The following is an 11,509-nucleotide window of genomic DNA, read 5'->3' as shown; positions in this document are numbered from 1 at the left end:
AAACAATTTCCTTCTAGTCAGCTATGCTCCGCCTGTGGCTACCGCAATAAGGATGTGAAGAATCTTAACCTGCGAGCATGGACATGCCCTACGTGTCACTCTCACCATGACCGAGACATCAATGCAGCCAAGAACATCTTGCAAGAAGGACTTCGTGTACTTGCGGTTGGGCAGACCGTCTAAGCTTGGAATCGATCCTGTCGGTAGATGGGAGCTCCCAAGAATCCCACTGGCTTCAGCTGTGGGAGTGTGTCAAGTGTGCTACTCAGTACACATAATAAAACCCGCCCTATCCCCCATTTCCTACAGACCCTCATAGCAATTAATACGGTTGTCTGACACAGAAGCCCCATTCTAAAACAATTAGAATGGGGCTTCTGTTCGGTTAAAGGGTGTTAAATATGAATTTCCCTAACCATAAGCCTCCCTATTCGTATATAGTAGGAGTAGAAATCATTGTATCATTGTAGGAGGTTATATATGATTACTCATTCTCAAATGTGGAAACGAAGTGGTTTTAAACTATGGGGAGCCGTTACCTTCCATAACGCTGTTATTGGGGGGATTTTATTAGCGATCATTTCTTTTTTCACTAATTTGATCGTATCAAGCGTTCCTAATTTTACTCTTAAAGGTCTGATGACTTCCTCAGAAGTACAACGACAGTTTCTTCTATTATTCTTTTCTGAAAAAGCGATCATTGCATTGATATTGTTATGCCTTTTTTACGTTGTTACGGTTTTCATCTTTACCCCTTTCCAGCTTGCTGGTCTCACAGGGATGGCAAACGAAGGGATTATGGGTGGTTCTACCCGCTTTAGTTCGTACTTCCGAATGGGCGCTCGTTATTTTTGGCGCATGTTAGGTCATTTACTTTTGATGTACCTTATTATTGCTGTTGTGTCTATTCCTTCATCCATTTTAGACCGGATCTCTAAATATTTGATAGATTCAGGTAATGAAGTCGAGGGTTTAATCGTAGCATTAGTCAGCCTTTTGTTCATGATCCCTGTTTTTCTTACTGCCATGGTCTTCATGTTTTCTCCTTTTATCTTAACAGCTGAAAACAAAGGCCCCTGGCAATCCATCAAGCTCTCTTTTACTTTGTTTCGTAAGGCACCTGGTAAGTATTTTGCCACCCTCGTCTTTATCATGATTTATTCGATTTTCATCGGTATTTTCATAACCATTTTGGTTATATTTTTCTTTATTTTTTCTTCTGTTGGGGGTGTGAGTGGGACTACATTACTGGTTCTCTCGATTATCGCTTTTCTAGTCTTCTCCCTCATCGGTAGTTTGATGTTCTCCCTGATTGCCGTTCGTTATCATAACTATCTAAGGCGCTGGATTACCCCTGAAGCAGGGCCTAACTCCTTCATGCCTCCCCATTACGGCGGACAATTTCCCGATAATGGCCCCTCCCCTGAGGGATTTAACTCCAATAGCAATAATCTGGGTTGGCAAACACCTCCTCCTCCAAATCAGGGGCCAAGCCATGGAGATAACCCATACAATGAAACAAAGCCAGCTACTCATGAAGAAAACAACAAAGAAGCAAAAAACCCAAACCCACAATCCTATCCTCACTTTCCCTCAGATCCGCATGATAAAGACTGAATATCTTCATTCTCCATTTTGAATAAACAAAGGAGGCGATCCAATTGGATCGCCTCCTTTGCAATTGTGAGCGCTATTTATTACAAGCTTAGATGTGGGGACGAAGCCATTCCAGCAACTGTTCTTTTGGCTGGAAGCCCATCATTTTATCCACCATTTCTCCGTTTTTAAAGACCATCAATGTAGGAATGCTCATAACACCAAAACGGCCGGAGCTGTCCGGGTTTTCGTCTACATTGACTTTCTTTATCTTCAATTTGTCGCCCACTTCCTGGTCAATCTCCTCCAGGACAGGCGCTACCATCTTACAAGGGCCACACCATGGTGCCCAAAAGTCAACCAATACTGTCCCTGCAGCAGTTTCAGTATTAAAGCTTTGATCAGTAATATTCGCGATAGCCATAAAGCTTCTTCACTCCTTCGTACTTTGTAGAGATATCCTCAGTATACCACTGAGGAGGGGAATCTTCCAAGACTTTCGGTAATCGAAAGATCCTTATTTGAGATATACCCCCTACCCGTATAAAATAAACCGGTGACGGAGGATTTCCCCGTCACCGTCCAATATCCATGTATTGTGGTATTTCTCAACTTTCAGCCAACAGTTTTTTAAACTCTTCAGTCAGCATCGGGACTACCTCGAACAGATCGCCAACGATACCGTAGTCTGCAACACTGAAAATGCTTGCTTCAGGATCTTTGTTGATGGCAACGATGACTTTAGAGTTGGACATACCAGCCAAATGTTGAATCGCTCCAGAAATCCCACAGGCAATATATAGATCTGGGGTTACTACTTTACCCGTTTGACCGATTTGTAGCGCATAGTCGCAGTAGTCAGCGTCACAGGCTCCACGGGAAGCACCTACAGCAGCTCCAAGGACATCAGCAAGTTCTTGAAGAGGCTTAAAGCCTTCTGAGCTTTTCACTCCACGGCCACCGGAAACGATGATCCGGGCTTCAGAAAGATCTACCCCTTCAGAAGCTTTTCGAACCAATTCTTTTACTAGAGTACGGATGGAATCTGCTGGTAGTTCCACAGTTAGCTCTTCCACCGTTGCGGAAAGACCCGTGTCTTTTTCCAGGGCTGGAATGTTGTTTGGACGCAAGGTAGCAAGTACAGCACCTTCTTTGAAGGCTTTCTTTACAAATGCTTTACCTGCATAGATCGGACGGGTAAAGGTCAAACGACCCTCGGTCAATGCAACAGCAGTACAGTCAGAGACCATACCAATATCTAGGCGAGCAGCAATCCGCGGGCTAACATCCCGGCCAACAGCTGTGTGACCGGTCAAGATTACATCGGGATTCACTTTATCGATAACTGCTTTAAAAGCTTGGAAAAAAGCATCAGTAGAGTATTGATCTAACTCTGAATTGGTCACCAAGAGAACTTGGTCAGCCCCAAAATGAGCGAGCTTTTCTACCAAATCTTTACCATTACTTCCGAAAACAGCAACGGTAATCGTGCCACCTTCAGCGGCTGTCGTTCCAGCTGCTAAACATTCCAGAGTCACATTACGCAATTCACCATCGCGCACGTCTGCCAATACGAGTACATTTTTGCTCATGAGTGGTTCCTCCCCTTTCCCTTAGATCACTTTAGCTTCGCTACGTAGAAGTTGTACGAGTTCTTTTGCTTGAACGTCGAGATCGCCTTCGAGGATCTTACCTGCTTCTTTTGCCGGTGGCAGGTAGGTTTCCAAAGTTTCTGTACGACCTTCCAGCTCATCTTCATCGATATCAAGATCTTCGATATCCATACGTTCTAGAGGTTTTTTCTTTGCTTTCATAATTCCAGGCAAGGAAGGATAGCGAGGCTCGTTAAGACCTTGTTGGGCTGTTACAAGGAGCGGTAACTTGGACTGAATGTACTCGATATCCCCTTCTACGTCCTTTTCTACTTCTACGGTATCTCCGTCTACAGTCAACTTTGTGATGGTAGCGATATGAGGGATATCCAGTAGTTCAGCCAGGCGAGGACCCACTTGAGCGGAACCATCATCAACTGCCATATATCCACCAAGAATAATGTCATACTCAAGATCGTTGATAACTGAAGCCAAGATCTTTGCAATGGAGTTCTCATCGGGAGCTTCCAAGTCCTCATCGTCTACGATGATTCCTTTATCTGCACCCATTGCCATCGCGGTACGGATTGCCTGCTCTGCACGTTCTGGGCCTATGGTGATGACAGTTACTTCCCCACCATGCTCATCCCGCAAACGAATCGCTTCTTCTACTGCGTATTCGTCATAAGGGTTCACAACAAACTCTACGCCTTCTTCACTGATTTGGCCATCTTCAATAGCGATTCGCTCTTCCGTGTCAAAGGTTTGCTTTAGGCATACCAAAATATTCATAGTTTTCGGTTCCCCCTTTGAATTCAATCTGCTTGGACCACAGAGACTTTCTTTATGGATGTTAGTTTTGGAGCCCTTTTAAGAATAGGCGATGAATTGGTTCCACCTGATCCATTAGGCTGAATTTACAATCGTTCATGATCCATGAGGTAACCGTTTCATCAATGGTTCCAAAGATCATATTGCGGGCTGTTCGTACATTTAGATCTTTGCCGAACAGTCCTTCCTCCACACCGGAGAGCAAAACTTGGTCGATCACATTAAAGTACTTCTTTAGGATCCTCCCAATTTCTCGGCGTACATCCGGATTTGATTGCCTTAATTCGATCTGGGTGACAATCGCTAATTGTTGATCCTCCACCAGATATTCAAAATGTAAGCGAATAAGCTCTCTCAATTGTTGATCAGGTGACGGGACCTTAGACAGCGACTGTTCCATATCGGTAATGAAGGCACCCATTTTTTCATTGAATAAGGAGATTAACACATCATCCTTATTTTCAAAGTAAAGATATATGGTCCCGTCCGCTACCTTGGCTTCTCGGGCAATTTTAGATACTTGTGCCTGATGATAGCCGAATTGGGCGATAACGCGAACCGCCGCATTAATAATTGCTTCGTATTTTTCACCAGTGCGCTTAGCTGCCATGTTGTCCCGTTCTCCTTCTACAGTGAGGTGAGCAATAAATGAATGATTATTCATTCATGTACAGTGTATGCTATACTCCTTCGTTCTGTCAATATGCACGAGAGGAAAAAGAGAGGCAAGAATGAAAGCGTCTTCATATCCCACCATGAAAATCAGCTTCCTTTTTTCAACAGCGCTTCTTGACCTTCATTTTTTCGAGCTTCCTCAGCCAATACTCGGCGCAGTACTTTACCTACCGAAGATTTAGGCAGCTCTTCGCGGAATTCGTAAATACGTGGAGCTTTAAAGCTAGCAAGCTTTTCACGACAGTATTGATTAAGCTCTTCCTCAGAGATCTTTCGACCTGGTTTACATACTACAAATGCTTTCACAGTTTCCCCACGATAAGAGTCAGGAACACCAATAATCGCGGCTTCCTGTATATCTGGATGATCGTAGAGAACTTCTTCTACTTCACGAGGATAGATATTAAATCCACCAGCGATGATCACATCCTTCTCACGATCTAAGATGTAAAAATAGCCATCCTCATCCATCGTTGCAATATCCCCTGTGTTGAGCCAACCATCCTGAATCACTTTTTTCGTCTCTGCCTCCATGTTCCAGTACCCCTTCATCACTTGAGGGCCACGAACCTGAAGAACACCTGCCTCACCCTGGGGTTGCTCTTTTCCGGTTGAGGGATCGATAATGCGGCACTCTGTATCTGGCCACGGCACACCGATACTGCCATTTTTACGCTTCTCCCAAATGGGATTGGCATGGGTAACAGGAGAAGTTTCCGTGAGACCATACCCTTCTACTAAACGCCCACCTGTCAGCTCTTCAAATTTCTCCTGCACAACCAAAGGTAGCGGTGCTGATCCACTAATACAAGCTTCAATCGATGAAAGGTCGTATTTAGCGATCTGAGGGTGGTTAATCAAAGCAACGTACATGGTCGGTGCACCAGGAAAGAGTGTTGGCTTTTCCTTAGTAATCATCTTCAGTACACTTTCCACATCAAACTTCGGCAGAAGAATCAAGGTTGCTGCCATGTAAATACCGTAATTCATGACAACAGTCATCCCGTACACATGGAAGAATGGAACCAGTCCCAAAACTTTTTCCCCACCATATTTACCATGGTAGACCCAGGAAGAACTCTGTATCACATTTACAATCGTATTGCGATGGGTCAGCATCGCTCCTTTGGCTGAGCCGGTTGTACCACCTGTATATTGAAGCAAAGCAACTTCATCCATGGAGGATACTTGTGAAGCAACAGGAGCTGCAAGCGCTTTCTTTAATATCCTAGAAAAAGAATAATGGCCTGGTTGGTTAGGGACTGTAACATTCATGCCATCCTTTTTCAACTTAAGCGAATAGAGGACATTCTTAGGAAAAGGAAGGTAATCTTGAATTCCTGTCACAATCACCCGCTTAAGCGAGGTCTTATCCTTAACCTTCGCCACCTGATTGTATACGAGATCAAGACAGATGATGGTCTCTGTTTTGGAATCCTTCAATTGATGTTCCAGTTCCCGCTCTTTATACATCGGGTTCGTTTGTACAACAACACCACCCAATAGCAAAACCGCATAGTATGAAATGACGGCTTGTGGGCAGTTGGCTAACATAATGGACACGCGTTCCCCTTTTTGCACGCCTATCTCTTTCAAAGCATGTGCCATGCGATACACATCAGAGAGAAGTTCACGGTAGCGGATGCGCTTGCCCATAAAGTGGATTGCTTCCCGGTTAGGAAAATCTGCAGCGGCTTTTTCTAAAAAAGCAGTAAGCGGCTGCTCTGGATATTCCAGATTCGCTTTTGTTTCCTTCGGATAATTACGCAACCATGCTTTCTCTAATGCTGCCATAAATGTTCCCTCCTTATCCCTGAATGATCATTCATTCACTAGGATCAATGAGCTAACCAAGCACGGTTGGCTTCCTTTTCATTCTAACGGACTTTTTCTCGCTTTTAAACCTACTTGATCAAAAAAATCAGAGTCCTCTTTTTTTCTCGTCCATTCAAATCATCATTAATATCCTAAATTAGTTAATTTTAGCAAATTAATCCCTTATATCCTCCATCCCTCTAACTCAAGACGTTGAACAAGAATCTTCTCACAAAGACATCCTCGACTACCATTTTCCCATCCCCTTTTTTCGGGTACAATGAGTAGAATCGCAAGAAACCGTCAACTAAGGAGTCTACCAGGATGATTCATGATTGCATTGTAGTGGGCGGGGGACCCGCTGGCTTAATGGCTGCTCTCGCCGCTGCTGAACAGGGCGCCAAGGTTCTCCTTCTTGAGAAAGGGGGTAAGCTAGGGCGTAAGTTGGCCATATCTGGTGGTGGCCGCTGTAATGTGACCAATAATCGGGAACCAGAACAAGTGATCCAACATATTCCCGGTAATGGCCGCTTTCTATATAGCCCCTTTGCCACCTTCGATAACCGCGATATCATCCGTTTTTTTGAAAATCTCGGTGTAGCATTGAAGGAAGAAGATGAAGGACGCATGTTTCCTGTTGTAGATAAGGCTCAGGCTGTAGTGGATGCTCTTATTAACCGGATCCGCTCCCTTGGAGTAAAGATTCGCCTCCATACCGCGGTCAATGGCCTTCGCTTTAGCGATGAGAGAGTTTCAGGAGTATCCCTTGCCACAGGCGAAAAGTTATCTTCTCACACAGTAATCCTCGCCGTCGGTGGTAAGTCTGTCCCTCAAACGGGTTCCACAGGGGATGGATACGCCTGGGCTCAAGCTAGTGGACACACCATCACCGAGTTATTTCCTACGGAGGTGCCGCTTACCTCTGATGAGCCGTTTATTCAACGACGTGATTGGCAGGGTCTATCCCTTCGGGGCGTATCGTTAACGGTATATAACCAAAAAGGAAAGCGGCTCATCTCTCACACTGGCGATATGCTCTTTACTCACTTTGGTCTCTCGGGTCCTATTGCCCTCCGCTGTAGCCAATTTGTAGTCAAAGCATTAAAAAAGAGCGAGGATAAGTATGTCCCCTTGGAGTTAGATTGGTTTCCAAAGGAGAACCTCCATACGCTGGAACAACTTCTGGATAAAGATTGGCAAGCCCACACCAAACAGTCCGCAAAGACCCTATTAAAACGACATCTTCCTGAACGTGCTGTTCCACTCCTTCTCCAACTGGCAGGTATGATGGAGAATATCACGTTTGCCAATCGCCCTAAAGAAGCCTGGCACAAGCTGATTCGTCTTTTGAAATCCTTCCCAATCCAAATCACTGGGACCTTATCCATAGAGAAGGCCTTTGTCACTGGTGGTGGGGTCCATCTAAAAGAAATCGTCCCCAAAACGATGGAGTCCAAGAAAAAAACGGGTTTATTTTTTGCAGGGGAGATTTTAGATATCCATGGTTACACGGGTGGTTACAACATCACCGCTGCTTTTAGTACAGGATATACCGCAGGTAACCACGCTGCGAGCTCTGTCCATCGATTATCCTATGATTGAGACCAGAAAATATCGATGACATCTATGAAAAAGTCGATATTCAGGCATGCCACCGCTATCGGCTACACAACATCAAAGGAGACGATATTTAATGGATCGACAACAATTGCAAAAAAACATTCATGTTGCTGCCGGAAAAGAACCTGCCGATCTCGTTATTAAAAATGGACACATCGTTGATGTGTTTAATGGACAAATCATCACGGGAGATGTCGCCATCTGTAATGGCTCCTTTGTTGGAATCGGATCATTTGAAGGTAAAGAAACCCTCGATGCTAAAGGGATGACTATCGTACCGGGATTAATCGATGGTCACGCTCATATTGAATCGGCACTGGTTACCCCTGAAACCTTTGCGAGAACAGTCATCCCCCATGGTGTTACTACCCTCATCGCTGACCCCCATGAGATTGCCAATGTCTCAGGGGTTGCTGGTATTCAGTATTTGTTAGACTCCTCTGAGGATCTTCCCATGGAAACCTACTACATGCTTCCCTCCAGTGTCCCAGCTACTCCTTGGGAGAAAAATGGAGCAACCTTAGATGCAGAAACACTTAGTCCTCTTTATCGTCACCCTCGAATCCTTGGCCTTGGAGAAGTGATGGACTACCCCTCTGTCAGAGACAGTAACCCAGAGATGTTAGATAAACTGATCGATGCGATTAACCAGCCGACTACACAAATCGATGGGCATGCAGCTGGTTTAGATGAAACAGGGATCAATATTTACATGACAGCCCACATCCGTACGGATCATGAATGCGTTTCCCAAGAGGAAGCTAGAACGCGCCTAGAACGAGGCATGTATCTCATGATTCGTGAAGGGTCGGTCGCTAAAAATATGCACGCCCTGCTGCCTGTTGTCAATGAACGCAATGCGCGTCGCTGCTTCTTTGTAACTGATGACAAACATTTATCAGATATAAGAACGGACGGAAGTGTAAACTACTGTGTAAAAGAAGCCATTCGACAGGGATTAGACCCCATTACAGCGATCCGGATGGTGACTCTCAATGCCGCTGAATGCTTTGGGCTTCGCCAAAAAGGAGCCATCGCCCCCGGCTATGATGCAGACTTCTTGCTCGTAGACGGACTACAGTCCTTTGTCGTAGACCAGGTTTTTAAATCGGGCCAATTGGTGGCCGAGCAAGGTCAACCCATCGAAGGGGCTTTCCCAGCTCGTCTTCACTCCGTCCCCAATCAACTGCTGGATAGCGTCCGTCTACCTGAACTCACAAGCAACCACTTACAACTTCCACTGAATAGCTCTCATGCTCGCGTAATCGGTATTATTGAAGATAGCTTAATCACCGAGCATATCCTAACATCTGTTCCTGTATCCAACGGATATTTCCAAACCAGCACCAGTGAGGATTTATTAAAAATGGCCGTCATCGAACGGCATCATGCTTCGGGTAGAGTAGGCCTTGGAATCGTACAGGGATTGGGTCTTAAAAGAGGAGCCCTTGCCTCGACTATGGCACATGACTCCCATAACCTCGTTCTGGCAGGTGTAGATGATCGCTCGATGTTAACTGCTGCTAAGGCAATTGAAAAGGTAGGGGGAGGGCTTGCTGTCGCTGACGGAGATCAAGTGCTCGCCTTACTCCCTCTTCCCATTGCTGGCCTCATTTCTGATGATTCTGCAGAGGGTCTATTAAGCGGATTAAAGAAAATCACATCGGCTTTGGAAGAGATCGGTACCTCTATATCCAATCCATTTCTCAGCCTATCCTTCCTCACACTCCCTGTGATCCCTCACCTTAAATTAACAGATGGCGGTCTCTTTGATGTCGAGAGATTTTGTTTCACCGATGTGGGAGTTAACAAAGTAACAATATAGGATGATCTTACTTCAAGGAAATCGAAGGAGAACCTTCATGCAATTACCTAACGATTATCAAACACAAATGACTCATTTGTTGGGTGAGGAGGCAGATTCTTTTTTTGCTACCTATCAAGAAGAGCCTTCCCGTGGGTTACGTGTCAATTCTTTAAAGTTAACACCTACTGATGGAAAAGACCGTCTCCCCTTTACACTCACACCTATCCCTTGGACTGATACTGGATTTTTCTATGATCACCATAAGGATAGGCCAGGCAAACATGTCTTTCATGCCGCTGGCCTTTACTATATCCAAGATCCCAGCGCTATGGCCCCAGCAGAAGCCCTTGACCCCAAACCAGGCGAGCGAGTGCTGGACCTATGTGCAGCACCTGGTGGAAAAACCACGCAAATTGCTGCAAAGATGAAAGGCTCTGGTATCCTCATCGCTAATGAAATTAGCCGGGAACGTCGGAAAGCCCTCGTAGAAAATATTGAGCGATGTGGGGTTCGTAATGCTATCGTCCTAGGAGAAGACCCGAGGCATCTTACTACCCGTTTTGCAGGCTGGTTTGATCGTATCCTGATCGATGCCCCCTGTTCAGGGGAAGGAATGTTCCGGAAAGATCCAGCTACAATGGAGCGTTGGAGCCTTCGCTCGACCCAAGCTGCGGCAGAGCTCCAATTCTCCATCCTTGAAGCCACTGCGCCGATGTTGCGTACAGGCGGTCGACTCGTCTACTCCACATGTACTTTTAATCCGCGAGAAAACGAATCGGTCATTCATCAATTTATATCCAATCACCCCGAGTTTGAAGTCGTTAGAGCTCCTGGGGTTAATCACTTCTCCCCTGCTCGGCCCGACTGGGCAAACCTAGACCCATCTCTCAACCACGCAGTCCGCCTATGGCCTCATCGTTTACGAGGAGAGGGGCATTTCATCTGTGTATTGGAAAAGAGAGCGGGAGAAGAAGGCGCACGGCAAAAACCTGGCAAACTCCCTCCGGTTCATAAAGAAGCGGCCCATGTATTTTCCAACTTTGCTAAGGAGACTTTGGTGGAAGATATCTTCCCTGGTCCCTACACCCTCTTTGGCGATCACCTGTATCATATTCCTGACGATTTACCGTCACTAAAAGGGCTGGTTGTGGAACGACCTGGTTTGCATCTTGGGCAGGCCAAGCGGAAACATTTTGCTCCGTCCCACGCCCTTGCGTTAGCTCTAAAATCTGAGGAAGTAAAACGCAGGATAAACCTCTCTCCAAAAGATGAACAGCTTCAGCGCTACCTGCGGGGAGAAGCTCTTCCCTACGAGGGTGAAAAGGGCTGGACCCTTGTCACAGTCGATCACTTTCCTCTGGGATGGGGCAAAGTATCAGGGGGGTTGTTAAAAAATCATTATCCTAAATGGTTACGATCTGAAGTAGTTTGACACTCCCATGGCTGAAGCACCCCAAGGGCACTTCCTTCGGGCGCCGTGGGATTCTTGAGTCGTTAGCGTCCGCAATCCGTTTCCGTTTTGGACAACGCTCAAGTTCAGGGGTGTGTCATCACCCCATCCTGTACAGTTAGA

10 protein-coding genes are annotated in these 11,509 nt (G+C 45.7%); 5 read left to right on the top strand and 5 right to left on the bottom strand.

Translation table 11 applies throughout. The features are described 5' to 3' along the window. Together BLV90_RS15655 and BLV90_RS15650 are read left to right on the top strand one after the other, a co-directional pair. The coding region (locus BLV90_RS15655) for a zinc ribbon domain-containing protein (RefSeq protein ID WP_143035076.1) at nt 1-183 on the top strand (183 nt) is incomplete at its 5' end. Nucleotides 184-480: 297 nt separating this feature from the next. Then, nucleotides 481-1,617 (top strand): DUF7847 domain-containing protein, encoded by a 1,137-nt coding sequence (locus tag BLV90_RS15650; protein ID WP_091743029.1) that lies wholly within the window; start codon nt 481-483, stop codon nt 1,615-1,617. 88 nt (nt 1,618-1,705) lie between these two features. Here the strand turns inward: BLV90_RS15650 and trxA are convergent, their stop codons facing one another. The 5 genes from trxA to BLV90_RS15625 form a co-directional block, all read right to left on the bottom strand. Beyond that, the gene (gene trxA, locus BLV90_RS15645; RefSeq protein WP_091743027.1) at nt 1,706-2,020 is read right to left on the bottom strand and encodes a thioredoxin; all 315 of its coding nucleotides are present in this window, start codon (nt 2,018-2,020) and stop codon (nt 1,706-1,708) included. A gap of 184 nt (nt 2,021-2,204) precedes the next feature. Then, nucleotides 2,205-3,188: an electron transfer flavoprotein subunit alpha/FixB family protein gene (locus BLV90_RS15640; RefSeq protein WP_091743025.1), complete on the bottom strand. Its 984-nt coding sequence runs from the start codon at nt 3,186-3,188 to the stop codon at nt 2,205-2,207. A gap of 21 nt (nt 3,189-3,209) precedes the next feature. Beyond that, nucleotides 3,210-3,980: an electron transfer flavoprotein subunit beta/FixA family protein gene (locus BLV90_RS15635; RefSeq protein ID WP_091743024.1), complete on the bottom strand. Its 771-nt coding sequence runs from the start codon at nt 3,978-3,980 to the stop codon at nt 3,210-3,212. Nucleotides 3,981-4,041: 61 nt separating this feature from the next. Beyond that, the gene (locus BLV90_RS15630) at nt 4,042-4,629 is read right to left on the bottom strand and encodes a fatty acid metabolism transcriptional regulator FadR (RefSeq protein WP_425433910.1); all 588 of its coding nucleotides are present in this window, start codon (nt 4,627-4,629) and stop codon (nt 4,042-4,044) included. Nucleotides 4,630-4,781: 152 nt separating this feature from the next. Next, nucleotides 4,782-6,488 (bottom strand): long-chain-fatty-acid--CoA ligase, encoded by a 1,707-nt coding sequence (locus BLV90_RS15625; RefSeq protein WP_091743022.1) that lies wholly within the window; start codon nt 6,486-6,488, stop codon nt 4,782-4,784. A gap of 345 nt (nt 6,489-6,833) precedes the next feature. On the opposite strand from BLV90_RS15625, the gene BLV90_RS15620 reads away from it, so the two are divergent. The 3 genes from BLV90_RS15620 (at nt 6,834) to BLV90_RS15610 (ending at nt 11,368) form a co-directional block, all read left to right on the top strand. Then, the gene (locus BLV90_RS15620) at nt 6,834-8,111 is read left to right on the top strand and encodes a BaiN/RdsA family NAD(P)/FAD-dependent oxidoreductase (protein WP_091743021.1); all 1,278 of its coding nucleotides are present in this window, start codon (nt 6,834-6,836) and stop codon (nt 8,109-8,111) included. Between the two features lie 91 nt (nt 8,112-8,202). Next, entirely contained in the window at nt 8,203-9,954 is a 1,752-nt protein-coding gene (ade, locus tag BLV90_RS15615) for an adenine deaminase (RefSeq protein ID WP_091743020.1), read from the top strand. Between the two features lie 37 nt (nt 9,955-9,991). Continuing rightward, entirely contained in the window at nt 9,992-11,368 is a 1,377-nt protein-coding gene (locus BLV90_RS15610; RefSeq protein WP_091743019.1) for an RsmF rRNA methyltransferase first C-terminal domain-containing protein, read from the top strand. The last annotated feature ends 141 nt before the right edge of the window (nt 11,369-11,509 follow it).

This window comes from Marininema mesophilum (genome assembly GCF_900106775.1).
Taxonomy (GTDB): Bacteria; Bacillota; Bacilli; order Thermoactinomycetales; family DSM-45169; genus Marininema; species Marininema mesophilum.
Note: the sequence above shows the minus strand (reverse complement) of the source record. Positions and strands in the feature narration are given on the sequence as shown.

Bases quoted from the DNA above. Each gene is read 5' to 3' on its own strand.
- BLV90_RS15650 (WP_091743029.1), top strand. From the start codon at position 481: ATGATTACTCATTCTCAAATGTGGAAACGAAGTGGTTTTAAACTATGG.
- trxA (WP_091743027.1), bottom strand. From the start codon at position 2,020: ATGGCTATCGCGAATATTACTGATCAAAGCTTTAATACTGAAACTGCT.
- BLV90_RS15640 (WP_091743025.1), bottom strand. From the start codon at position 3,188: ATGAGCAAAAATGTACTCGTATTGGCAGACGTGCGCGATGGTGAATTG.
- BLV90_RS15635 (WP_091743024.1), bottom strand. From the start codon at position 3,980: ATGAATATTTTGGTATGCCTAAAGCAAACCTTTGACACGGAAGAGCGA.
- BLV90_RS15630 (WP_425433910.1), bottom strand. From the start codon at position 4,629: ATGGCAGCTAAGCGCACTGGTGAAAAATACGAAGCAATTATTAATGCG.
- BLV90_RS15625 (WP_091743022.1), bottom strand. From the start codon at position 6,488: ATGGCAGCATTAGAGAAAGCATGGTTGCGTAATTATCCGAAGGAAACA.
- BLV90_RS15620 (WP_091743021.1), top strand. From the start codon at position 6,834: ATGATTCATGATTGCATTGTAGTGGGCGGGGGACCCGCTGGCTTAATG.
- ade (WP_091743020.1), top strand. From the start codon at position 8,203: ATGGATCGACAACAATTGCAAAAAAACATTCATGTTGCTGCCGGAAAA.
- BLV90_RS15610 (WP_091743019.1), top strand. From the start codon at position 9,992: ATGCAATTACCTAACGATTATCAAACACAAATGACTCATTTGTTGGGT.